This window comes from Leifsonia sp. NPDC058248 (assembly GCF_042881905.1).
Taxonomy (GTDB): Bacteria; Actinomycetota; Actinomycetes; order Actinomycetales; family Microbacteriaceae; genus Leifsonia.
In genome coordinates this window covers 185541-207877 of record NZ_JBHVXB010000002.1, presented here as the reverse complement: position 1 = coordinate 207877, position 22337 = coordinate 185541, and the positions used below count along the sequence as shown (strand labels likewise).

The window sequence follows — 22337 nt, the reverse complement described above, 5'->3', positions numbered from 1 at the left end:
CACGGCCACCGACGCTGCACGAGTGCAGTTTTCAGCGGCGATACGCGCCGACGATCAGCTCTCCGCGGATGTCTCCGAGACGGTCGACGATGCGCTCCACGAGAGCCGCCGACACTCCGGCCGCCGTCACGTCGAACGGCCCGATCGGCTGCAGCTTCCCGCACCGGACGCGCACCACTTCCCAGCCTGCTGCACGGAGCAGGCGATCCTTCTTGCGGTCGGTCCCCTCGCGTCGTCCGACGTGTTCGAGGCCGTCACGGCCGGTGGTGTCGTACTCGATCGCGACGCGCAGCTCCGGGACGATGATGTCGGGCCAGACCTCCAGGTGGGAGAAGAGCGGCCGCGCCACGCGGACGGCGTTCATGCCCAGTTCCACGTCGAGGGCCTCGGCCAGCCGGCGCCGGAGCTCCGGCTCCGCCGCCGAGGCCGCAGCGGGCGCCCACCGGCTGACGAACGCCTCGCCGACCGGCACGGCATCCGCCCCGGCGCTCGCGTGCCGGCACACCGGACAGCGTCGACCACTCAGGATGCGCTCGACCGTCGCCTCGTACGACGGATGTCCCCGATCGCACTGCCAGGAATGACGTGTCGTCGTGCCGGTCTCGTTCGAGACCGCGGCGCGGGAGCGCGGGGCCGCCATCGTCACCAGTTCTTCCCGTGTCAGCCGGGCCGTGTCGAGCCGCCGACACAGATAGCAGCGGTCGTCGCCGGGCTCGCTCTCGATGCGTCGCGGGTCGCGAGGGTGCCCGCAGACGTAGCTGCCGGCATCCGGTTGCGGAAGGCTCACGCGGCGGCCGGTGGCGAGCACGGCGCAGTCGGGGCACCAGGTCGACCGGCGCCGCGAGCCGCCGGGGCGGGATCGCTGCTCGGCCGGGGTGGCCACGAACCGATGCCCGGCGTCGCACTCCCACACCAGGTACACCTCGGCGGCCGGAGGGACCTGGCTGAGCACCAGCCCGTGGTTGAGGTCGGGATGGTACTGCCGGATGAGCACCGGGTACCGCTCCCATTCGCTGCGGTACTGCCCGACGGCGTACGGTACGTCGACACCTTTCGACCAGCTCCGGCGCGCCCACCACTGCTCGACGCTCTCGGCCACGCTTCCACTCCTGTCAGGGCGGGCCGCCCGCTGCGCCCGCGCCAGCCAGGTTAGGCGCGACCACCGTCATCCGGAAGCCGCGCGGCGCCCGAGCACCTCACCGTCAGCGGGCGGCGCCGAGCGGCCGGGCCTCACGACCGGTCTCGGCGGTCTCGGTCTCAGCGGGCGCAGCGGGCTCCAAGCTTGTCGGCGTCCCGGCGATCAGCGCGGCGATGCGTGCGGCATCCCGTCCCACCCCGTGCACCATCGCCGAGGACATCGACGTCAGGAAGTGCAGGCCGACGAAGTACAGCCCGGGCACGGAGGCGACGATGCCGAGCTCGTGGGCCGGCTCGCCGCGGTCGTCGAGCACGGGCATCCGGAGCCACTCGAAGCCCGGTGCGAACCCGGTGCACCAGATGACGTCGGCGACTTCGAGGGTCGCCCCGTCGACGACGGGCATTCCGTTCTCGACACCGGTGACCCGGCCTGCGCGGTGCACCCCGAGACGTGCCAGGTCGCGGGACTTCACCCGGATCAGCGGCACGCCGGCGGCCATGATCCGCGGTCGCGCCTTGCGTCCCATCGGGGTGCCGACCGACATCACGTGGTTGAAGACGATCCCGTTGAGGATGTGCACGACGATGTGGCGGCTGACGAAGCTCGTGAAGGACCCGGGGATGTCTCCGGTGCTCGGGCCGGCGACGATGACGGGATGGGTCGCGGCGAGCTCGTTCGCGATCTCGGCTCCCGAATTGCCCGCTCCGACGAGCAGCACCGGTCCGGGCGCGAGCTGGCCGGGATTGCGGTACTCCCCCGCGTGCAGCTGCCGGATGCTCTGGCTCAGGCCGGCGGCGAAGGCGGGGCGACGCGGCACCTGGTAGTTGGACATCGCGACCACGACCCGGCGAGCCCGGAAGGTCTCGTCGCCGCAGCGCGCGACGAAGCGGAAGCCGCCGCTGTCGCTCTCGGCGACGCTCAGCTCGTCCACCCGCCTGCCGCTCAGCACCGGGAGGTCGAAGCGCGCCGCATAGGCGGCGAGGTAGTCGGCCATCGCGTCCTTGGTCGGCCAGGCGCCCTTGTTACCGGGGAAGGGCAGACCGTCGAGCCCGTCGTAGCGGGCAGGAGTGAAGAGCCGGAGGCTGTCCCAGCGGTTGCGCCAGGCGTCGCCGATGTGCGGAGCCGCGTCGAGGACCAGGTGCTCGACGCCCCGTTTGCGCAGGTGATACGAGACGGAGAGGCCGGCCTGGCCGCCGCCGATGACGAGGGTGTCGATGCTCTGTTCGGTGTTCATGGTCGAACGCTACGGCGGCGGCGCCGAGCGCGCTTCGGCAGAATGCGCCGTGGGGCGGGCATCCGGAGTGGGTATTCCCACCCAGTCGGATCAGCGGCGGATGAGGTCGTGCTCGTAGGCGTACGCCGTCGCGGCGGCGCGAGAGGGGACGCCCAGCTTCGCGAGCAGGTTGCCGATGTGCCGGTCGACCGTGCGCGGGCTGAGGCCGAGGTCGGTCGCGATCTCCTTGTTGGTGCGTCCGGTGGCCGCGAGGCGGAGCACCTGCAGTTCGCGGGTGCTCAGGGCGCCGCCGGTCGGGCCGTGGTCGGCGTCGCCCCCGCTGAGGGCGACTTCGCTCGACCGGAGGGCCGCCAGGTCGGTCGCCGCTCCGAGCTCGGTGAAGACCGCGCTCGCTGCATCCCGTTGCTGCCGGGCGCCCTCGCTGTCGCCGAGCGACGCGAAGGCCTCGGCGAGTAGTGCCCGCACCCGCGCGGCGGCATAGGGAGCGCCCAGCTCCAGCCACGCTTCGAGGGCGTCGGTCAGCCGCGGCACGGCGCTCGCCGCCTCCCCCGAGCCGAGGAGCACGCGTCCCGCCGCATCCTGGGCGAGCGCGTCGAGCACGGGGGTCCCGTACGCCGCGGCGATCCGGGAGAGCTCGGCCGCCGCATCCTCCGCCTCCGCCGTCGCGCCCGCGGCGAGCAGGATCTCGACGGCCGCCGGCAGGAACCGCATGCGCCCGAGGTCGCTGCCCGACGTTCCGGATGCCCGGCGGATCGCCCCGGCCGCCCGCGCGACGTCGCCCTGGGCCAACCGCAGCAGCGCGAGGCCGGGCTGCGGGTCCACGCCGCGCCGGCTCGTGTGCTCGTAGAGGTCTTCCGCCTTCTGCAGCTCGCCCCGGAGCCGGCGGATCTCCGCCTCCTCGTACGTCGCTGCCGCCCGCTCGCGTTCGTCGGCCTTCATCCCGGCCGCCACGAGTTGCGCCTCGTCGAGGGCCGCCGCCCAGGCCCCGCCGAATCGGAGCAGCTCGGCGCGGTGCACCCGGCAGGTCCCGTTGAAGATGCCCAGCTGCGCCTGCGAGGCGCACCACGAGTCGAGCACGTCGGACCATTCGCGTGCCCGGTCGACGGCGAAGACCCGCTGACAGCATCCGATGACCGAGCAGTAGACGAGCCCCCGGCCGAGTTCCGTGACGGTGCCGGTGGTGGCGACGAGCATGGCTTCGTCGAGCAGGCGCATCCCTCCGGCGACGTCGCCCTGTTCGATGCGCGCGCGCCCGCCGAGCTGTCGCGCCAGTGCCGAGAGGTCGGCCTCCCCGAACCGGTCGCCGCAGGCTGCGGCCTCCTGGGCGAGCTCGTAGGCGGCCTCGGTGTGGTGGACGCGGAGCTCCTGGTGGATGCGCGGGACCAGGAGGTAGCCGCGCTCGGCGCAGTCGCCGAGGTGGTCGACGAGGACGGCGGAGCGTGCGAGCCACCCTCCCGCGCGTCCCTGCTCGCCGAGCGACGACATCCGGAAGCCCAGCCAGAAGGCACAACCGGCGGCACCCTTCTCGTCACCGGCGGCCAGGCACTGGTCGTAGCCGCGCTCAAGGATGGCGAAGGCCTCGTCGTCCCGCGCCGTGAGCGACGCCGACTTCCCGTAGAGCTCGAGGTCGGCGAGGTCGAGCGGGCGTTCGCGATCCGCGGCGGAGAGCAGCACGAAGGCGTCGTCCCACCGTCGATCGGCGAACGCAGTGCGTGCGTTCGCCAGAGCGTCGAGCGCCGCAATGGACGGCATAGCTGCGATTATCCCCTCCCCGTCCTGACGGCGGAAGGGACCGGTGTCAGAGTGCCGCCTGGGGCACGCGACCAGCGGCGGCCCTGGCCGCGGCCTTGGCCTCGGCTGCAGCCTCCGCCTCGCGGAGGATCGGAGACGGCCGGAAGCCCTTGACGATGAGGTACACGCCGAGCGACGCCTCCCAGGCGAACTCGAGGGCTGTCGCGAGTCCCGACCAGACGGAGACCTGGTCGTACACACCGAACAGCACCGCGATCCCGGAGAGGAAGATGATCGGGCCGCCCACGAGGCCGAGGAGGGCCATCCAGCGCGGGACCAGCCGGGAGCTGAACATCAGGTAGCCCAGCAGCACGCCGGTGCTGGCGGCGAGCAGTCCGGGACCGAGCAGGAAGGTCCAGGCGTGGAGTGCGATCAGCGCGTCTCCCGCTCCGAGGAACGAGGCGGCATCCGCCCCGTCGCCAGCGGCGAAGTCCTGTCGGAGGCTGACCACCGAGAGCAGGCTCAGGATGCCGACGGCGATGAGCGTGGATTCGACGATCCGCGACGCGACGTAACCGAGGGCGACCGCCTCGTTCTGGCGTCGGAGGATCGGGAACAGCACGACGGCGGTGCCGATGTTGGCGATGGCGACCCCGATCTCCAGGAACGCGCCGAGGGCGATCTGCGTGTCGGCGCCGGAGCCGGTGATGTAGTCCGGGTCGTTCAGGAGCGGCCCGTAGAGGAGCGCCCCGGGGATGGAGAGGACGATGGTGATGATGAACAGCACTCCGGCGATGAGCGCCGTCTTTCTGGTTGAGGTCATGTCGGATCCTCTGATCAGCGTTGCGTGGCCGGCGGTGCCGGAGGTGCCGGCGGAGCCGGAGGTGCCGGATGCTGCTGCGCGTACAGCTTGGTCGGCTGCGCGCAGAGCACGGCGAGGACGACGAGCCCGGCGATCGGGACGAGGAGCCAGAACACGTGGCCCCAGCCGAAGCCGGCGTCGCGGAGGCGCCGGACGATCAGTGCGAGCGTGGGCACGAGGATGACGATCCCCCAGATCGCGCCGAGCGTGTTGCCGATCGACGGACCGACGATCACTCCGCCGTCCGGCAGTCGGATGGTCAGCGCGGGGATCGCGTTGAGGGCTCCGCTGACGAGCGCGGTGAACAGGATCCACCACCAGAACTCCGGCCGGCCCGCTCGGCCCGGGAAGTCGGCATACCGCCGGAATCCGTTGTCGATCGCTTGAAAGAAGGTCATGGCGGAACGCTCCCGAATCGTGGGTGTACGGCGTACACTCGATACGGCAACGGTAGGTGTATAACGTACACTTGTCAACACCTGAGCACGGAAGTGCGCCGGGTCGAACAGGGAGGCCGCCACGATGACGCCGCAACACGAGGCGCCCCGCCGGGTTCGCCTCAACAAGGGCCTGGTGCTCCGCACGGCCGTCTCCCTCGCCGATCAGGCCGGGATCGAGGGCCTCACCATGCGCACGCTCTCGCACGAGTTGGGCGTGGTGCCGATGGCGCTCTACAAGCACGTGGCCAACAAGGAAGAACTGCTCGACGGCATGGTCGACATCATCTTCAGCGAGGTGGAGATGCCCACCGGCGGCCCCGACTGGAGGTCGGCCATGCGGCGGCGTGCCGTCTCCATGCGCGAAGCCCTCGCCCGGCATCGCTGGGCCGTCGGCCAGATGGAGTCCCGGATGCGACCCGGCCCGGCCAATCTGCGTCACCACAACGCCGTCATGGGGTGCCTCCGCCAGGCGGGGTTCTCGTTCCGGACGGCGATCCACACGTACACCGCGCTCGACAGCTACACGTACGGCTACGCCCTGCAGGAGAGGACGCTCCCCTTCGACACCCCGGAGGAGTCCGGGACGGTGGCGCAGCAGACCCTGGACCGGCAACCGTCGGCCGAAGTCGCCGCCGCCGAGTATCCGTTCCTCATCGAGGTCGTCACCGAGCTCGCCACGACGGGCTACGACCACGCCGCCGAGTTCGCGATCGGGCTCGACCTGCTGCTCGACGGCATCGAACGACTGCGGCCCGAATGGATCACACCGGACGCTGCAGTGGGCCCTACCGGGATCGAACCGATGACATCCACGGTGTAAACGTGGCGCTCTACCAGCTGAGCTAAAGGCCCCTCACCGCTGAAGCGGCCCATCCAGTTTAGCGGGCCGCCACGGAGGTGAGGTCGACGTTCCAGGTGGCGAGTTCGCCGGCGGCGAGCTGCCACACGTACTCGTTCTTCAGCTTGGCGCCGTCGCGGGCGAACGGACCGGCCCGGAACGGGTAGAACGCGATGGTCGGAAGCGTGCCGTCGGGCGCCGTCAGGATGGCGTTGTTGAAGTCGCCGTTCATGCGGCGCAGCTCGCGGACCACGGAGTCCTGGTACCCCACGATGTCGAGGGCGCCGACCGCGGTCGCGTGCTCGGTGAGCTGGAGCGCGATGTGCAGCTGCCGGTCGCCGCTCTGATCCTCGTAGCTGATCAGACGGTGGTTCTCGACGGCTTCGAGCAGTGCGGGGTCTGCGTAGATCACGTCGCGCAGAGCATCCGGAGCCACCACTGCGCCGTTATAGTCGACCGACAGATCCGAGCGCCCGTAGTGGAACAGCAACGGCAGGTCGAGGAACTGCTGATCGATGACCGCGCCGTGACCGAGCTCCTTCAGCACCGGCGTCAGCTCACGGAGGCGCATCACGTGACCGCGGTCGTGGATGTTGTACCGGATGCGCGGATTGATGTTCTGCTTGCGCACGATCGTCACCACCAGTTCGCCCGCGTCGTTGGTCTCGATCAGGTAGTCGTAGGGATTGAACTGGAACACCATCGGGAGCACGCCGTACTCCCCTGCCTGGTGATGCGCCGCGCCAGGCGCGGGTCCGCCGCGATCGCCCGCCGGAGCGCGACCGTGTAGTCCGTCTCGATGGCGATGTTGATCTCGAGGTCGCTCGCGCCGTAGGAGCCGAACGCGCTGTGGGCGTAGCGCAGGATGTGGCTGCGCATGTTCTCGCTGATGCCCTCGCCGCCGAACGCCGCGACGATGTCGTACTGCGACCAGTCGAGGCGGTCGTCTTCGAAGAGCGACTTCAGGAACGGCGGGTAGCTCAGGATGATGTACGTGAAGCCGGTGCCGAACTCGGTCATCGTCGCGATGATCTTGTTGCGGTCGGGGCCGATGGACTTCATCATCGTCACTTCGGTGAGCGAGGTGCTCACGTTCATCCCGGTCGCCCACGCGCCCAGCGAGAACGCGTTGAGCACGAAGGGCTGCTTGCGCAGGCTGTTCGCGGTGCGCGCGAACCCGACCTGCAGGAGCTGACGGGTCGCCAGCCGCTCGTCCTTGCCGCGCACCCAGCTGGTGGGCGTTCCGGAGCTGCCCGACGACTCGTCCACGACGACCCCGTGGCGCGGCAGCACTCCCCCGATGCTGCGCTGCGGGATGCTCCATTTCTTGATGTACGAGTCCTTGTCCATCTCCGGGATCGCGGCGAACGCAGCGGCGAGTCGTCCGCGGAACCGGAGGCGGCCCGGGATGCCGCGCTCGGCGAGGAACTCCCGGTAGGCGGGCACCCGTCGCGCCGCCAGCTCGAAGGTGCGCCAGGCGCGCCAGCGGCCGAGCAGCCAGCGGAAGGGCTCGATGCCCGGCCCGAGGAGCACTTTGTGCGTGTGGACGCTGTGCGTGAACAGGCGCACGAAGCCGTCTTGCGCCCAGACGAAGGCGAAGATCAGTGAGCGCTTCATCGTGCCGCTCCGATCAGCATCGCGGCGGCGGGTCGCCGATGGGCAACGGGCGGCCGCTTGCTGTGGCCGAAGCGGAACAGCATCCACGCCATCCGGCCCCGCCCCTCGTTCGCCCCCACCGTGTCGACGAAGGCGCGGTGGGACCCGGGGTTGGTGATCACCGTGCCGAACGGGTGAAGATACACACCCCGCGCGGTCAATGCCAGCCAGAGCCGCAGGAAGGTGCGGCCGGCCTCGATGTAGTCGGCCGGCGAGTCGAACGGGCCCTCGAGCCAGCCGAGCTGACGAACGCCGCGCATCGTGTTCAGGTACACCGACCGGATGCCCGAGCCGATCACCGGCGTCTGCCAGAGTCCGCGGTGCCCCATTGCGAACCGGAGGACGCCGCCCGGCATCAGCATGGCCTCAGCGCTGAGGCCGTCGCCCCGCTCCCGCGCCTCGTCGCGGCTGAACCGCAGCCACGTCATGATCTCGTCGTAGACGGCGTCGTTCCGGAGGTCGGAGAAGAGGGTGGACTGGTTGATCCGCACGAGGTCGCGCACCGTAGCGGGGTCGGCGGTGGTGCGGAAGGCGTGGCCGGCGGAGTCGGCGACGTGCGCGGCCTCGGTGAGCGCAGCATCCGGAACCATCGTCGCGTCGTACGGACGCCGTGAGGTCCGGCGCTCGAGGAAGAGCCGGTGCCGTGCTCGATCGGCGTCGGTGGCCGGATGCTCGCTCAGCGTCACTGTGCCGAGCGAGTGCAGCCGGTCGGCGCTCGCGAAGTCCATCTCACGGTGGTCGAGTTGCTCGGAGACGGCGAAGCCGTTGCCGGCCGCGACGGTGCGGAGGCCCTCGAGGAAGACGCCGGCGCAGACATGGCCGAACGGGATGCCGAACGATTCGGCCGGCAGGCCCAGGTCGAGGTCGTAGTAGAGCTCAGCGGTCCGATCGTCGATCGGCCGCAGCTTGATCGGCTGCGAATTGTGGGGCGAGGGGTAGTGGCGGGCATCTTCGACGATGCGGGCCCAGTCGTCCGAATGGTGAACCATGGGCGTCACGCTAGCGAGCCGGGAGGACCGCCCGCCTCCGTGGCACCACGGTTTCCCGGAGGGCGCCTGGTTCAGCCGACGTGGGCGGGCAGCAGCTCCAGGGCGGCACGGTATGCGTCGAGCGAGCGGGCCTCGCCGGGCGCGGTGATGAACGAGGCCCGGATGATGCCGGACTCGTCGATCACGAAGGTGGCGCGGTTCGCGAAGCCCTTCTCCTGCAGGAACACGCCGTACTCCTTGGCCACCTGGCCGTGCGGCCAGAAGTCGGCGAGCAGGGTGAAGTCGTACTGCTCCTGCTCGGCCCAGGCGCGCAAGGTGTACTTGGAGTCGACGGAGATGCCGATGAGCTCCACCGAGTGGTCCCTGAACAGCGAGAGGTTGTCGCGCAACGCGCAGAGCTCGCCGGTGCAGGTGCCGGAGAAGGCGAGGGGGAAGAAGACGAGGGCGACGGCGCGCTTTCCGCGGTAGTCGCTGAGACGCACGGTCTCGCCGAACTGGCTGAGGAGTTCGAAATCGGGTGCCTGGGTGTCGTTCTCCAGAGCCATGGTGTGTTCCTTTCAGCGCCGGGATGCTCGATCCTGGATCGGCGCACGAGGACACAGCTTAGACCTGCATCCGGAGATGGCCAAGAGAGCGGTCAACGACGCCCTCGGAGTGAGGCTAGGCTTGCAGATGGTGCCTTCGCGGTTGTCGTGACCCGACAGTGAAAAGCGCCGAACACGATCTATCCGACACAAGAAAGAGGTCGAGGGTGACTGTAAACGACCAGGACCCGTACTCGATGAATCACATCGATTCGGACCCGGAGGAGACCGCCGAATGGCAGGAATCCCTCGACGCACTGGTTGCGGCCCATGGACACGAGCGAGCTCGTGAGATCATGCTGAGCCTGCTGAAGCGCTCCAAAGAACTGCACCTCGGTGTGCCGATGGTTCCGACCACCGACTACATCAACACCATCTCCCCCGAGAACGAGCCGGAGTTCCCCGGCGACGAGGAGATCGAGCGCCGTTACCGCGCCTGGATCCGCTGGAACGCGGCCGTGCTCGTGCACCGTGCGCAGCGTCCCGGCATCGCCGTCGGCGGCCACATCTCGACCTATGCGTCGAGCGCCGCACTGTACGAGGTCGGCTTCAACCACTTCTTCCGCGGCCAGGACCACCCGGGCGGCGGAGACCAGATCTTCATCCAGGGTCACGCCTCCCCCGGCACCTACGCCCGTGCGTTCCTCGAGGGCCGGCTGAGCGCCGACCAGCTCGACGGCTTCCGCCAGGAGAAGTCGCACGCCGGCGGCGGGCTCTCCAGCTACCCGCACCCGCGGCTGATGCCCGAGTTCTGGCAGTTCCCGACGGTGTCGATGGGGCTCGGCCCCATCAACGCGATCTATCAGGCGCAGCTCAACAAGTACCTCACCAACCGCGGGATCAAAGACGCGAGCGACCAGCACGTCTGGGCGTTCCTCGGCGACGGCGAGATGGACGAGGTCGAGAGCCGCGGTCAGCTGCAGGTCGCGGCCAACGAGAACCTCGACAACCTCACCTTCGTCATCAACGCCAACCTCCAGCGGCTCGACGGCCCGGTGCGCGGCAACGGCAAGATCATCCAGGAGCTCGAGAGCTACTTCCGCGGCGCCGGCTGGAACGTCATCAAGGTGGTCTGGGGCCGCGAGTGGGACGAGCTGCTCGCCCGCGACACCGACGGCGCCCTCGTCAACCTGATGAACCAGACGCCGGATGGCGACTACCAGACGTACAAGACCGAGAGCGGCGCCTACGTGCGCGAGAACTTCTTCGGTCGCGACCCGCGCACCCTCGAGATGGTCTCGGGCTACACGGACGACCAGATCTGGAACCTCAAGCGCGGCGGCCACGACTACCGCAAGGTCTACGCGGCCTTCAAGGCGGCCGTCGAGCACACGGGCCAGCCCACCGTCATCATCGCCAAGACCATCAAGGGCTACGGCCTGGGTCCGAGCTTCGAGGGCCGCAACGCGACCCACCAGATGAAGAAGATGACGCTGGACAACCTCAAGACGTTCCGCGACGCCATGCGCATCCCGGTGTCCGACGCCCAGCTCGAAGAGAACCCGTACCTGCCGCCGTACTACAACCCCGGCGCCGACGACGAGGCGATCCAGTACCTGCACGAGCGCCGCCGTGCGCTCGGCGGCTACGTCCCCGAGCGTCGCACCAAGTACACGCAGCTCAACCTGCCGGACGACTCGGCCTACGCGATCGCGAAGAAGGGCTCCGGCACGCAGGAGATCGCCACCACGATGGCGTTCGTTCGGCTGCTCAAAGACCTGCTGCGCTCCAAGGACTTCGGTCACCGCATCGTGCCGATCATCCCCGACGAGGCGCGCACCTTCGGAATGGACGCGTTCTTCCCGAACGCCAAGATCTACAACCCGAACGGCCAGCACTACACGTCGGTCGACCGCGAGCTGCTCCTGGCCTACAAGGAGAGCCCGCAGGGACAGATCATCCACGTCGGCATCAACGAGGCGGGCGCGCTGGCCGCGTTCACCAACGTCGGAACGTCGTACGCCACCCAGGGCGAGCCCCTCATCCCGGTGTACGTCTTCTACTCGATGTTCGGCTTCCAGCGCACCGGCGACGCCATCTGGGCCGCCGGCGACCAGATGGCCCGTGGCTTCATGATCGGCGCGACGGCCGGCCGCACCACCCTCACGGGTGAAGGCCTGCAGCACGCCGACGGCCACTCGCTCGTCCTCTCGTCGACGAACCCCGCCGTCGTGTCCTACGACCCGGCCTACGGCTACGAGATCGGGCACATCGTTCGTCACGGACTCGACCGGATGTACGGCGACTCGCACCCCGACCCCAACGTCATCTACTACCTGACGGTCTACAACGAGCCGATCGTCCAGCCGGCGGAGCCGGAAGACGTCGACGTCGACGGGATCGTGCGCGGCATCCACCGCCTGCGCCCGTCCGACGTGGCCGGTCCCAAGGCCCAGCTGCTCGCATCCGGCGTCTCGGTGCCGTGGGCGCTCGAAGCCCAGCACCTGCTCGCCCAGGACTGGGGCGTGTCGGCCGATGTCTGGTCGGTCACCTCGTGGTCGGAGCTGCGCCGCGACGGCCTGGCGGCGGAGGAGCACAACTTCCTCTACCCACAGCAGGACCGTCAGGTCCCGTACGTCACGCGCAAGCTGCAGGATGCCGACGGCCCGTTCGTCGCGGTCACCGACTACATGCACGCGGTCCCCGACCAGATCCGCCAGTTCGTCCCCGGAGAGTTCGCGACGCTCGGCGCCGACGGATTCGGCTTCTCCGACACGCGTGCCGCCGCGCGGCGCTTCTTCAAGATCGACGGTCCGTCGCTCGTCGTCCGCACCCTCGAGCTGCTCGCGGCTCGCGGTCAGGTCGACCCGAGCGCTCCCGGCCGCGCGATCGAGAAGTACCTGCTGCACGACGTGAACGCGGGCACCACCGGCAGCGCCGGCGGCGAGAGCTGACGCGCGAACGCACCACCGTGCCGAAGACGCCCGTGCCGAAGAAGCCTGCGGATATGACGAAGGGCGAGACCCTCGTCTGGCTCCGCAAGATCTCGGGCGAACTCGCCACGGCGACGCTCAAGCGGCTGGAGGACACCCTGCCGTGGTACCGCGACATGCCCCCGGGGCGGCGGTCTGCGGTGGGACTGGTCGCGCAGGCGGGCATCTCGTCGTTCATCTCGTGGTTCGACGACCCGCGTTCGACGCCCTGGATCGCCGCCGATGTGTTCGGGGCTGCTCCCCGTGAGCTGCTCCGTTCGGTGAGTCTGCAGCAGACGCTCCAGCTCATCAAGGTGACGGTGGAGGTCGTCGAGGAGCGCGTCAAGAACGGCAGCGAGCCGTTGCGTGAGGCGATCCTGCTCTACTCGCGGGAGATCGCGTTCGGCGCGGCCGACGTATACGCCCGCGCTGCCGAGGCCCGCGGGCTGTGGGATGCCCGGCTGGAGGCCCTCGTGGTCGACAGCATCCTCACCGGCGAGTACGACGACGAGCTGCCCAGTCGCATCGCCGCCCTCGGCTGGCACGGTCACGGCGAGGTCAGCGTGCTGGTCGGCACCGCGCCGAAGATGCTCGACGTCGACCAGCTGCGCCGCACGGCGCGGCACATGTCGGCGGATGTGCTGATCGGTGTGCAGGGCAGCCGCCTGGTGCTCGTGATCGGCCGCGCCTGGCCCAGCAACGCGACGCCGGAGGAGCAGTTCGGCGAGACGGTCGGCGCCTCCCCCACGGTCAGCTTCCTCGAACTCGCCGCGCAGCTCGAGCCCGGCTTCGGCCCGGGTCATCTGGTGCTCGGCCACGAGGTCCCGAGCCTGGTGGATGCGTCGAAGAGCGCGAAGGCGGCCCTCGCCGGCTTCGCGGTCGCCAAGGCGTGGCGCAACTGCCCGCGCCCGGTGCACGCCGACGACCTGCTCCCCGAGCGGGCGCTCGCGGGCGACGGCCTCGCCCGCGCCACGCTCATCAACCGCATCTACCGGCCGCTGCAGGCGCACTCCACCGAGCTCCTGACGACACTCTGGTGCTACCTCGACAACGGTCGCTCGCTCGAGGCCACGGCACGGGAACTGTTCGTGCATCCGAACACCGTGCGCTACCGTCTCAAGCGTGTCTCCGAGGTGATCGGCTGGGACGCCACCGGCGCCCGCGAGGCCCTGATCCTTCAGGCGGCGTTGATCGTCGGCTCGATCAACGAGCCGGACGCCCCCCGGCGCGGCTGACGCGACGGACGCGGCCGTCGCCACTCGTTAGTAGATACTCACAAAGCATTCCGGAATACTTCGTATCCGATCGACACATCCGCTCGGCGGAGGATTGGCAGACTAGAACTCGTGATTGTCATCGTGTGCCCGGGTCAGGGCTCCCAGACCCCCGGCTTCCTCGACCCCTGGCTCACCGAATCGACGTTCCGCGACCAGCTCGCCGGCATCTCGGATGCTGTAGGCATCGACCTGGTCGCCCACGGCACGGTCAGCGACGCCGACATCATCAAGGACACGGCCGTCGCCCAGCCCCTCATCGTCTCCGCCGGCCTGCTCACGCTGTCGGCGCTGTTCGCCGACGGCCGTCGTGACCGCATCGGCGGCATCGCGGGCCACTCGGTGGGCGAGCTGACCGCTGCGGCCGGCGCCGGCATCCTGAGCGAGACCGACGCTGTCGCCTTCGTGCGCGAGCGCGGCGCTGCGATGGCCCGTGCGGCCGCCGAGACGCCGACCGGCATGAGCGCCGTGATCGGCGCAGACGAGGGCGAGCTGCTCGCGAAGCTCGAGGAGTACGGCCTCTCCCCCGCCAACTACAACGGCGGCGGGCAGATCGTGGTCGCCGGTTCCCTGGGGGCGCTCGCGAAGCTCAGCGAGAACCCGCCGACGCGTGCACGCGTGATCCCACTGCAGGTCGCCGGCGCCTTCCACACCCGCTACATGCAGCCCGCGGTGGCGCACCTGCGCGAATTCGCGTCGACCCTCACCGCCTCCGACCCCACGCTGCCGATCTGGACCAACAAGGACGGCTCGCGCGTCACCAGCGGCCCGGCCTACGTCGACCTGCTGGTCGGACAGGTCTCGTCGCCCGTGCGCTGGGACCTCACGATGGAGTCGTTCCAGGCCGCGGGCGTGACCGGCATCATCGAGGTCGCTCCGGCCGGCGCCCTCGTCGGCCTCGCCAAACGCGGGCTCAAAGGCGTTCCCGCTGTCGCCATCAAGACGCCGGACGACCTGCCCGCCGCCTTCGACCTCATCGACCAGTCCGCCTAGAAGGAGACGCCGTTGACCCACCCCACCCTGCAGCAGGCCCACGGACCACAGTACACGCGCATCCTCTCCATCGGCGCCGCCCGCGGCGACCTGATCGTCCCGAACGACGACCTCGTCGGCCCGATCAACTCGTCGGACGAGTGGATCCGCCAGCGAACCGGCATCATCACGCGCACCCGAGCGAGCCACGACGTGCTCGCCGTCGACCTCGCGACCGAGGCCTCCATCGAGGCCATCGCCAAGTCGGGCGTCGACCCGAAGCTCATCGACGCGGTGATCGTCGCGACCATCAGCAACGGCCGGCAGACCCCGTCGCTGGCCGCCGTGCTCGCCGACCGCGTGGGCGCGAACCCGGCTGCCGCGTACGACATGAACGCGGCCTGCGCCGGCTACACCTACGCGATCGCCCAGGCGGATGCCCTCATCCGCACCGGGGTCGCCCACTTCGCGCTCGTCGTCGGCGCCGAGAAGCTGTCCGACGTCGTCGACCCCACCGACCGCAGCATCTCGTTCCTCCTCGGCGACGGGGCGGGCGCGGTGGTCATCGGGCCGAGCGAGTACCCCGGGATCTCCAAGACCATCTGGGGTTCCGACGGCTCCAAAGCCGACGCGGTCGGCATGAACGGCACCCTCACCGAGTACCGCGACGGCGAGGCCGAGTGGCCGACGCTCCGCCAGGAGGGCCAGACGGTCTTCCGCTGGGCGGTCTGGGAGATGGCGAAGGTCGCCAAACAGGCCCTGGATGCGGCAGGCGTGACGAGCGACCAGCTCGCCGCGTTCATCCCTCACCAGGCCAACATGCGCATCGTCGACGAGTTCGCGAAGCAGCTCAAGCTCCCGGACACGGTCGCGATCGCACGTGACATCGAGACGACCGGCAACACCTCGGCGGCCTCGATCCCGCTGGCGACGCATCGCCTGCTGGAAGAGAATCCCGAGCTCAGCGGTGGCCTCGCCCTCCAGATCGGCTTCGGCGCCGGACTGGTGTTCGGCGCGCAGGTCGTCGTGCTGCCCTAAACTAAACAACGGTCAAACGACACCCCCTCAAGGAGAAAACACCATGGCATTGTCCACCGAAGAAGTTCTTGCCGGCCTGGCCGAGCTCATCAACGACGAGACCGGCATCGCGACCGACACGGTTGAGCTGGACAAGTCGTTCACCGACGACCTCGACATCGACTCCATCTCGATGATGACCATCGTGGTCAACGCCGAGGACAAGTTCGACGTGAAGATCCCCGACGAAGAGGTCAAGAACCTCAAGACCGTCGGCGACGCCGTCGAGTTCATCGTCAAGGCACAGGCGTAGTACCGCAAGACGAATCTTCACTCGCGGATGGCCGGCCCGGCCCGCCGGGCCGGCACTCCCCGCGATCGGATGCGCCCGAGGCGCAGCCACGTTCCTCACTAACGGAGAGTTGTCGTTATGACCAAGAAAATCGTCGTCACCGGCGTGGGCGCAGCGTCCCCGCTCGGTGGCACCGCCGCAGACACCTGGAAGGCGCTGCTCGCCGGCGAATCCGGCGCGTCGACCATCGACAAGGACTGGGTCACCGAGCTCGAGCTTCCGGTGACGTTCGCCGCCCAGGCCCGGGTGGACGCGGCCTCGGTGTTGCAGCGTCACGAGGTGAAGCGCCTCGACCCCTCCAGCCAGTTCGCACTGATCGCCGGTCGTGAGGCCTATGCTGACGCCGGCTCCCCCGAGGTCGAGCCCGAGCGGCTCGCCGTCGACTGGGCCACCGGCATCGGCGGCGTCTGGACCCTCATCGACGCCTGGGACACGCTGCGCGAGCGCGGTCCCCGTCGCGTCATGCCGATGACCGTCCCGATGCTCATGCCGAACGGCCCGGGCGCCGCCATCGGCATGGACCTGCACGCCCGTGCGGGCATCCGGACCGTGGTGTCCGCGTGCGCGTCGAGCACGGAGTCGATCGCCAACGCGTACGACCACCTGCAGCAGGGCCTCGCCGACGTCGTGATCGCCGGAGGCTCCGAGGCGGCCATCCACCCGCTGCCCATCGCCTCCTTCGCCGCCATGCAGGCGCTGTCCAAGCGCAACGACTCGCCGGCCACGGCATCCCGTCCCTACGACGTGAGCCGCGACGGCTTCGTGCTCGGCGAGGGCGCTGCCGCGCTCGTGCTCGAGACCGAGGAGCACGCCAAGGCCCGCGGCGCGAAGATCTACGCCGAGCTCGTGGGCGGCTCGGTCACGAGCGACGCGTACCACATCACCGCTCCCGACCCCGAGGGCTCGGCCGCCGCGCGAGCGATGAAGGCCGCCGTCGAGGGCTCGGGCGCCTCGCTGTCCGACATCAGCCACATCAACGCCCACGCCACGAGCACTCCGGTCGGCGACATCGCCGAGTACAACGCGCTCCGCCGGGTCTTCGGCGACGCTCTGGACGGCATCCCGGTGTCCGCCACCAAGGCGTCGACCGGTCACCTTCTCGGTGGCGCCGGAGCCATCGAGGCGTTCTTCACGGTGATGGCCCTGCACGAGCGCACCGCCCCGCCGACCATCAACATCACGGAGATGGACCCGGAGATCCCGCTCGACGTCGTCCGGGAGCCGCGACCGCTCGGCGACGGCGAGCTGCTGGCGATCAGCAATTCGTTCGGGTTCGGCGGCCACAACGCCGTCGTCGCGTTCCGCAGCGTCTAGCACGCGTCGGCGCTCAGCGCGCCAGCGCCTCAGCGCACGAGAAGAGACCCCGACCGGGAAGCCACCGGTCGGGGTCTTTTCGTTTCACCGTGTGCGGGCGGCAGCGCGTGATGCCTGGGCCGGCCCGCCACGGGAGTCTGTTGTCCAGCGGGCGGTGTCAGCCGACCTTGTGGAGCCAGACGACGGAGGTCTCGTCGCTGGCGTGCCGGAACGGCTCGAGCTCGTCGTCCCATGCCTGGCCGAGTGCGAGTCGCAGTTCGCGGTGCATCTCCATCGCGCTGCCGCCGGCGATCTCCATCGCGTACCGCACGCGGTCTTCGGGGATGACCATGTTGCCGGCCGTGTCGGTCTGCGCGAAGAAGATCCCGAGGTCGGGGGTGTGCATCCAGCGGCCGCCGTCGGTGCCGAGACCGGCGTCTTCGGTCACCTCGAAGCGCAGATGCTCCCAGCCGCGCAGGGCGGAGGCGATCGCCGCACCGGTCCCCTGGGGTCCGTCCCAGTAGAACTCCGTGCGCTGGGCGCCCTTGAGGACGGGTTGCGCCTCCCAGGTGAAGTTCACGGCGCGACCCATCGCACGACCAGCCGCCCACTCGATGTGGGGGCAGAGCGCGCCAGGTGAGGAGTGTACGTAAAGCACTCCCCGAGCTGCGTGTGCCGCCATGGTTTCCTCCGTTCGATTCGGTACGTCTTCCCCAACGACCAATCGACGGATGCCCGGCTGTGCGTTAGCACCGGCACGTATTCAGTTTGAGCAACCTTGCGGCTGATGCTCTGAATTATGCCGTACAACCAGCCGAAGTTACAAGATTGTGATTCGGCGGTTCGCTGTCGCGCCCCTCCCCTGAGGTAATACCATACTGAGTATGTCCGTTCAGAACGGTTTTCTCGCCCTCCTCACGCTCGGCCCCGCGTACGGTTCGCAGTTGCAGGGCGACTTCCTCGCCCGTGCGGTGCACCGCCGGCAGCTGAACGCGGGCCAGGTCTACTCGACGCTCGACCGCATGGTCGACCAGGGTCTCGTGGAGCCGGCCGGCACCACGGAGGACGGCCTCCCCCTCTACGCACTCACAGCCGACGGCCGCGTGCTGGCCGAGACCTGGCTCAGCTCTGGTCCTCAGGACGCCCGGCCGGATTGGGACGAGATGCAGGACCAGGTGCTCGTAGCGGCCTCACTGGCCGAGGCGGACCCCTCGGCCGTGCTCGACGGCTACCGGCAGGCGTTCACCGAGAAGATCCGCGAGCTCGCGCACGACGCGGACTGCACGGCCGAGCTGGTCGCCAACCGTGCGGCGGAGCTGGGTGCGAAGGCCGCGATCGCCTGGATCGACGAGGTGACGGCGACGCTCGCCGCGCATCCGGATGCTCTGGTGCAGCATCGTTCTGCGGACCGGCCGCGCCGCGGACGACGCCCGGCCGTTCAGTGATGCCCGCCGGTCAGTGAAGCAGCTGGCCGGCCTTGTCGAGCACGTTCTTCTCGCCGGCCTCGATCGGGACACCGAAGCGGTTCTGTGCGGGCGGCAGCGGGCAGTTGAAGTTGTAGCTGAACGCGCACGGCGGCAGCACGGCGAGGTTGAAGTCGAGCGTGACCGTCCCATCCGGGTTGGGTGCGACGAACAGGAACCGGCCGACCGAGTAGGTGGAGACGCCGCTGGTGCTGTCGGAGAAGACCAGCTGAAGGGCGCGCCCCGCCTTGAAGGCGGCCAGGCTGTAGTCCACCCCGTCTTTGGCGAACGTGATCTCGCCCGGAATGACCAGGTCGCGGGTCTTGCCCTCGTCTTTCAGGTGCTCGAAGCCGACCGCTTTGCCGCCTTCGATCGGGGTGAAGGTCGCGTTGATGATCCACTCCGGGTTGAAGTCGAAGGCGTCGATGGAGCCGAACCGCTGGATGACCTCGGAGTGCGAGTCCCAGACGCGGAGCGCGTAGTCGCCTTCATCGCTGGCGATGACGAAGCCCGTGACGGTCGGGCTGAACACGACCTCGCTCGGAGCGGCGTCGTCTTTGCCCCGCACGATGGCCTCGCCGTCGACGAGCTGCCCGTCGACCACGATGTCGTCCTCCGGCGTCGCGGTGACCTTGAGGCCGGACTGGCCGTCGGGCAGCGGCGACCACAGGCCCGGGATGCCCCAGATGGGCTGCGCGGGCGCGTCCGGGTCACCGGTGATCCACTGCGTGTTGACGAGGGCCAGGCTGCCTTTCGGGGCCGTGACGGCCTGTTCACGTCGCTGGCGGTAGCGGGCCAGGACGTCGCGGGGGTCGGCGGGGGCGGTGGCGGTGTCGGTCATGGTCTCCATCTTCGGTCAGGTCTGCAGGTTGAACAAACATCGACACAGGTTTATGCCGGGGATCGCGGTCCCGCTCATTTCGCGTGGGCGTAGCTGTCGACGATCGCCGCCGTCACGGGGAACTCCACGGGGAACCCTCCGAACAGCAGGCGCCCGGCTTCCGCCGCCGCCGCGGTCACCGCCTCGGCGGTCTGCTCCGCGAGGCCCGCCGGCGTGTGGACGATCACTTCGTCGTGCAGGAAGTAGACGAGGTGCGGGCCGTCCTCGAGCCGGTCGGACGGTGCGAGCGCGACGAGCCGTTTGCGCAGTTCCGCCATCCAGCACAGCGCCCACTCGGCGGCGCTCGCCTGCACCACGAAGTTGCGGGTGAAGCGGCCCCAGTCGCGAGCCTGGCTGCGCGCACGCCGCTCGTCGGCATCCGTGGACTCGGCGCCGGAGGCGGCGGACTGCGTGGCGAGCCAGGACGATCCGGGCCGAGGCGAGCTGCGCCCGAGACGGGAGGTGACGATCTCGCCGCGCTCCCCCGCTCGCGCCGCCTCTTCGACCAGCCGGATGGCGCGCGGGAACGCACGGGTCAGCCGCGGCATCAGCCGGCCGCTCTCCCCCGTGGTGGCGCCGTACATCGCGCCGAGCATCGCGACCTTCGCGTGGGCGCGCTCATCGACGGCGCCCGAGGCCACGATGCCCTCGTAGAGGTCTTTGCCGCGCCCGGCCGCGGCCATAGCCGTGTCTCCCGACAGCCCGGTGAGGATGCGCGGCTCGAGCTGTGCGGCGTCCGCGACCACGAGCTTCCAGCCGTCGTCGGCGACCACCGCCCCCCGCACCTGGCGTGGCAGCTGAAGCGCCCCGCCTCCGCGTGTCGCCCAGCGGCCGGTGACGACGCCGCCCGGCACGTAGTCGGGGCGGAAGCGGCCGTCGCGGATCCACGCGTCGAGCCAGCCCCAGCCGTTCGCGCTGAGCAGCCGCGAGAGCTTCTTGTAGCGCAGCAGCGGGTCGATGACCGGATGCTCGAGCTTGCGCAGCTCCCACGACCGCGTCGACGTCACGATCAGGCCGGCGCGTTGCAGGGCGCGCATGAGGTCGGGCGCGCTGTCGGGGTTGAGTGAAGGGCTCTCGAGGACGTCCCGGATCTCGCCGATCAGCTGCTCCAGCACGACCGGACGGCTGCCCGGGCGGGGCCGCGGACCGAGCAGCTCGGTCAGGAGCGCGTCGTGCCGCTCGGCGCTGTAGGGCAGGCCGGCGGACCGCATCTCGGCGGCGATGAGCGCTCCGGCCGACTCGGCGGCGAGGAGGAGTCGCAGCCGGCCGGGGCTCGTGCTGCCGTCGACCGCCTCTCGCTGCGCGGTGAATTCGTCGAGCGCGGAGATCGTCTCCCCCGGCTCGGCGGGCTCCTCGTCGAGGTCGAAGAGCGCCACATGACTGACGGCGGGCTCCTCACTGATGTCGGGCGCAGCATCCCACGGTCCGGGCGGGGCGAGCGCCAGCGTGGACGACGCGCTGAGCGCTGACAGCCGCAGGATCGTGTGCGAGAGCTGCAGATCGACGCACCGCTCGACGCGGACCCCAGCGGCGAGAAGCGCCGGATACCAGGCCCGGGTGTCGCTCCACACCCAGCGCGGCGCCTCGGGCTCTGCGGCGCGCGCGAAGGCGGGAAGGTCGGCGCGCTCCATGGTCTCGTCGCCGAGGATGGTGCCGTCGTCGTCCAGCCGGATGGCCCGGATCGCCGACGCACCCGACCGGTCCAGAACGATGTGCACTCCCCTATTGTCGCGGCAACCGACGACATTCCGGTCGCACCCATTGCAGCCGATCCATAAGATGAGGATAATTCAGTCAACGACGAGACCCGACCCGAAAGGCGATCGACGATGACCGTATATCTGCGCGACAGCCAAGGAACGTGGATCGCGTTCCGCACGGAGGCGAACGGGCGCTACCTGTTCAATCCCGACGGATCCTGGATCGGCTGGTTCCCCTGGGGCGACGACGAAGCCGTCTCACAGGACGGCGCCTACCTGGGCACGATCGTCGGCGATCGGCTGCTCCTGCGCGATGCGCCCCCGTACCGCGGGACTCCGAGCTACCCCGGCGCGCCCCCGTACCCGGGCCAGGTCAGCTACCCGGGCGCGGCCGCCTACGAGAGCCTCCCGGTCGGCTTCGCCGACGTGCCGGGCTCAGCGCTCTGGCCGGCGCAGCACTGGGGCGAGAGCGTGGCGTCCTGACGTCCTCAGTCGTCGAGGCCGGCCAGCCGGGCGCGCAGCTCCGGCCACGCGCTCGCGAAGCCCGGATGCAGCGGCAGCGCGGTCACATCGCCGATCTGCACCCACCGCAGCTCGATGCTCTCGACGTCGGCCATGTGCGCCTCGAACGGACGGAGCGCCTCGGCCACGACGGTCGTGTACGACCAGAACCCCAGGTCGAGCACGCTGGTGAACAGCACGTCGAGCGCGTCGGCAGGAACATCCGCCTCCTCGCTCGCCTCGCGCAGCGCGCCCTCGACAGCGGTCTCGCCTTCGTGGCGCGCACCGCCCGGCAGACCCCAGGTGCCGCCGAAGTGACTCCAGTCGGCGCGATGCTGCAGCAGGATGCCGCGCAGGCGGTCGTGCACGAGGAGCCCGGCTGCGCCGAACCGCCCCCAGAATCGTTCGCCGTTCGGGCCCTCGACCCACGCATCGCCGGAGTTCACGCCTCCAACGTTAGTCGCGTCGGCCGAGCTCACGATCGCCTGCCGACATGCTGCG

General features: G+C 69.7%; 22 protein-coding genes and 1 tRNA gene. 9 read left to right on the top strand and 14 right to left on the bottom strand.

The features are described 5' to 3' along the window. Positions 1-31: 31 nt before the first annotated feature. The 5 genes from ACFVV5_RS04105 to ACFVV5_RS04085 form a co-directional block, all read right to left on the bottom strand. Complete coding sequence (locus ACFVV5_RS04105) at positions 32-1099, bottom strand: zinc-ribbon domain-containing protein (RefSeq protein ID WP_387239371.1); 1068 nt, start codon at positions 1097-1099, stop codon at positions 32-34. A 103-nt stretch (positions 1100-1202) separates the two neighbouring features. Beyond that, on the bottom strand, positions 1203-2372 hold the full coding sequence (locus tag ACFVV5_RS04100; RefSeq protein ID WP_387239368.1) for a flavin-containing monooxygenase: 1170 nt from the start codon (positions 2370-2372) through the stop codon (positions 1203-1205). A gap of 90 nt (positions 2373-2462) precedes the next feature. After that, positions 2463-4124, bottom strand: a complete 1662-nt coding sequence (locus tag ACFVV5_RS04095; RefSeq protein WP_387239365.1) for a LuxR C-terminal-related transcriptional regulator — start codon at positions 4122-4124, stop codon at positions 2463-2465. Positions 4125-4170: 46 nt separating this feature from the next. After that, positions 4171-4926, bottom strand: coding sequence for a DUF4386 domain-containing protein (locus tag ACFVV5_RS04090; RefSeq protein WP_387239362.1), 756 nt, complete (start codon positions 4924-4926; stop codon positions 4171-4173). Positions 4927-4940: 14 nt separating this feature from the next. After that, positions 4941-5363, bottom strand: coding sequence for a DUF805 domain-containing protein (locus ACFVV5_RS04085; RefSeq protein WP_387239360.1), 423 nt, complete (start codon positions 5361-5363; stop codon positions 4941-4943). Positions 5364-5487: 124 nt separating this feature from the next. Here ACFVV5_RS04085 and ACFVV5_RS04080 point away from each other — a divergent pair, with 124 nt between their 5' ends. Then, entirely contained in the window at positions 5488-6225 is a 738-nt protein-coding gene (locus tag ACFVV5_RS04080) for a TetR/AcrR family transcriptional regulator C-terminal domain-containing protein (protein WP_387240099.1), read from the top strand. Here ACFVV5_RS04080 and ACFVV5_RS04075 read toward each other — a convergent pair. From ACFVV5_RS04075 to ACFVV5_RS04055, 5 genes are all read right to left on the bottom strand, one after another. Continuing rightward, positions 6185-6257, bottom strand: a tRNA-Val gene (locus ACFVV5_RS04075). The genes ACFVV5_RS04080 and ACFVV5_RS04075 overlap by 41 nt on opposite strands. A gap of 26 nt (positions 6258-6283) precedes the next feature. Continuing rightward, a complete protein-coding gene (locus ACFVV5_RS04070) occupies positions 6284-6955 on the bottom strand; it encodes a hypothetical protein (RefSeq protein ID WP_387239357.1) in 672 nt (223 codons plus the stop codon). Further along, positions 6913-7860, bottom strand: coding sequence for a hypothetical protein (locus ACFVV5_RS04065; protein ID WP_387239354.1), 948 nt, complete (start codon positions 7858-7860; stop codon positions 6913-6915). The genes ACFVV5_RS04070 and ACFVV5_RS04065 overlap by 43 nt, the downstream gene beginning before the upstream one ends. Beyond that, positions 7857-8888: a hypothetical protein gene (locus ACFVV5_RS04060; RefSeq protein ID WP_387239351.1), complete on the bottom strand. Its 1032-nt coding sequence runs from the start codon at positions 8886-8888 to the stop codon at positions 7857-7859. Before ACFVV5_RS04060 ends, ACFVV5_RS04065 begins: the two co-directional genes overlap by 4 nt. A 71-nt stretch (positions 8889-8959) precedes the next feature. Beyond that, on the bottom strand, positions 8960-9433 hold the full coding sequence (locus ACFVV5_RS04055) for a peroxiredoxin (RefSeq protein WP_387239348.1): 474 nt from the start codon (positions 9431-9433) through the stop codon (positions 8960-8962). A gap of 206 nt (positions 9434-9639) precedes the next feature. Here ACFVV5_RS04055 and aceE point away from each other — a divergent pair, with 206 nt between their 5' ends. From aceE to ACFVV5_RS04025, 6 genes are all read left to right on the top strand, one after another. Further along, the gene (gene aceE, locus ACFVV5_RS04050) at positions 9640-12366 is read left to right on the top strand and encodes a pyruvate dehydrogenase (acetyl-transferring), homodimeric type (RefSeq protein WP_387239345.1); all 2727 of its coding nucleotides are present in this window, start codon (positions 9640-9642) and stop codon (positions 12364-12366) included. Between the two features lie 53 nt (positions 12367-12419). Next, positions 12420-13619 (top strand): PucR family transcriptional regulator, encoded by a 1200-nt coding sequence (locus ACFVV5_RS04045; RefSeq protein ID WP_387239342.1) that lies wholly within the window; start codon positions 12420-12422, stop codon positions 13617-13619. A 111-nt stretch (positions 13620-13730) separates the two neighbouring features. Further along, on the top strand, positions 13731-14651 hold the full coding sequence (locus tag ACFVV5_RS04040; RefSeq protein ID WP_387239339.1) for an ACP S-malonyltransferase: 921 nt from the start codon (positions 13731-13733) through the stop codon (positions 14649-14651). A 12-nt stretch (positions 14652-14663) separates the two neighbouring features. After that, entirely contained in the window at positions 14664-15668 is a 1005-nt protein-coding gene (locus ACFVV5_RS04035) for a beta-ketoacyl-ACP synthase III (protein ID WP_387239336.1), read from the top strand. A 43-nt stretch (positions 15669-15711) separates the two neighbouring features. After that, entirely contained in the window at positions 15712-15960 is a 249-nt protein-coding gene (locus ACFVV5_RS04030; protein WP_271178624.1) for an acyl carrier protein, read from the top strand. Between the two features lie 117 nt (positions 15961-16077). Then, on the top strand, positions 16078-17313 hold the full coding sequence (locus tag ACFVV5_RS04025) for a beta-ketoacyl-[acyl-carrier-protein] synthase family protein (protein WP_387239333.1): 1236 nt from the start codon (positions 16078-16080) through the stop codon (positions 17311-17313). 157 nt (positions 17314-17470) lie between these two features. Here ACFVV5_RS04025 and ACFVV5_RS04020 read toward each other — a convergent pair whose 3' ends face one another. Then, on the bottom strand, positions 17471-17974 hold the full coding sequence (locus ACFVV5_RS04020) for a DUF3145 domain-containing protein (protein WP_387239330.1): 504 nt from the start codon (positions 17972-17974) through the stop codon (positions 17471-17473). Between the two features lie 202 nt (positions 17975-18176). Between ACFVV5_RS04020 and ACFVV5_RS04015 the strand changes: the two genes are divergently transcribed. Then, positions 18177-18737, top strand: coding sequence for a PadR family transcriptional regulator (locus ACFVV5_RS04015; RefSeq protein WP_387239327.1), 561 nt, complete (start codon positions 18177-18179; stop codon positions 18735-18737). A gap of 10 nt (positions 18738-18747) precedes the next feature. Here the strand turns inward: ACFVV5_RS04015 and ACFVV5_RS04010 are convergent, their stop codons facing one another. Together ACFVV5_RS04010 and ACFVV5_RS04005 are read right to left on the bottom strand one after the other, a co-directional pair. Continuing rightward, positions 18748-19596, bottom strand: coding sequence for a DUF1684 domain-containing protein (locus tag ACFVV5_RS04010; RefSeq protein ID WP_387239324.1), 849 nt, complete (start codon positions 19594-19596; stop codon positions 18748-18750). Between the two features lie 74 nt (positions 19597-19670). After that, a complete protein-coding gene (locus ACFVV5_RS04005; RefSeq protein ID WP_387239321.1) occupies positions 19671-21353 on the bottom strand; it encodes a bifunctional 3'-5' exonuclease/DNA polymerase in 1683 nt (560 codons plus the stop codon). Positions 21354-21464: 111 nt separating this feature from the next. On the opposite strand from ACFVV5_RS04005, the gene ACFVV5_RS04000 reads away from it, so the two are divergent. Further along, positions 21465-21818: a hypothetical protein gene (locus ACFVV5_RS04000; RefSeq protein WP_387239318.1), complete on the top strand. Its 354-nt coding sequence runs from the start codon at positions 21465-21467 to the stop codon at positions 21816-21818. A 5-nt stretch (positions 21819-21823) separates the two neighbouring features. Here ACFVV5_RS04000 and ACFVV5_RS03995 read toward each other — a convergent pair whose 3' ends face one another. Beyond that, positions 21824-22282, bottom strand: a complete 459-nt coding sequence (locus ACFVV5_RS03995) for an NUDIX domain-containing protein (RefSeq protein ID WP_387239315.1) — start codon at positions 22280-22282, stop codon at positions 21824-21826. Positions 22283-22337: the final 55 nt, after the last annotated feature.

What these genes read in the sequence shown, in the direction of transcription:
- ACFVV5_RS04100 (WP_387239368.1), bottom strand. Translation starts at nt 2,372, where the DNA reads ATGAACACCGAACAGAGCATCGACACCCTCGTCATCGGCGGCGGCCAG.
- ACFVV5_RS04095 (WP_387239365.1), bottom strand. Translation starts at nt 4,124, where the DNA reads ATGCCGTCCATTGCGGCGCTCGACGCTCTGGCGAACGCACGCACTGCG.
- ACFVV5_RS04090 (WP_387239362.1), bottom strand. Translation starts at nt 4,926, where the DNA reads ATGACCTCAACCAGAAAGACGGCGCTCATCGCCGGAGTGCTGTTCATC.
- ACFVV5_RS04085 (WP_387239360.1), bottom strand. Translation starts at nt 5,363, where the DNA reads ATGACCTTCTTTCAAGCGATCGACAACGGATTCCGGCGGTATGCCGAC.
- ACFVV5_RS04080 (WP_387240099.1), top strand. Translation starts at nt 5,488, where the DNA reads ATGACGCCGCAACACGAGGCGCCCCGCCGGGTTCGCCTCAACAAGGGC.
- ACFVV5_RS04065 (WP_387239354.1), bottom strand. Translation starts at nt 7,860, where the DNA reads ATGAAGCGCTCACTGATCTTCGCCTTCGTCTGGGCGCAAGACGGCTTC.
- ACFVV5_RS04060 (WP_387239351.1), bottom strand. Translation starts at nt 8,888, where the DNA reads ATGGTTCACCATTCGGACGACTGGGCCCGCATCGTCGAAGATGCCCGC.
- ACFVV5_RS04055 (WP_387239348.1), bottom strand. Translation starts at nt 9,433, where the DNA reads ATGGCTCTGGAGAACGACACCCAGGCACCCGATTTCGAACTCCTCAGC.
- ACFVV5_RS04045 (WP_387239342.1), top strand. Translation starts at nt 12,420, where the DNA reads ATGACGAAGGGCGAGACCCTCGTCTGGCTCCGCAAGATCTCGGGCGAA.
- ACFVV5_RS04030 (WP_271178624.1), top strand. Translation starts at nt 15,712, where the DNA reads ATGGCATTGTCCACCGAAGAAGTTCTTGCCGGCCTGGCCGAGCTCATC.
- ACFVV5_RS04025 (WP_387239333.1), top strand. Translation starts at nt 16,078, where the DNA reads ATGACCAAGAAAATCGTCGTCACCGGCGTGGGCGCAGCGTCCCCGCTC.
- ACFVV5_RS04020 (WP_387239330.1), bottom strand. Translation starts at nt 17,974, where the DNA reads ATGGCGGCACACGCAGCTCGGGGAGTGCTTTACGTACACTCCTCACCT.
- ACFVV5_RS04015 (WP_387239327.1), top strand. Translation starts at nt 18,177, where the DNA reads ATGTCCGTTCAGAACGGTTTTCTCGCCCTCCTCACGCTCGGCCCCGCG.
- ACFVV5_RS04010 (WP_387239324.1), bottom strand. Translation starts at nt 19,596, where the DNA reads ATGACCGACACCGCCACCGCCCCCGCCGACCCCCGCGACGTCCTGGCC.
- ACFVV5_RS04000 (WP_387239318.1), top strand. Translation starts at nt 21,465, where the DNA reads ATGACCGTATATCTGCGCGACAGCCAAGGAACGTGGATCGCGTTCCGC.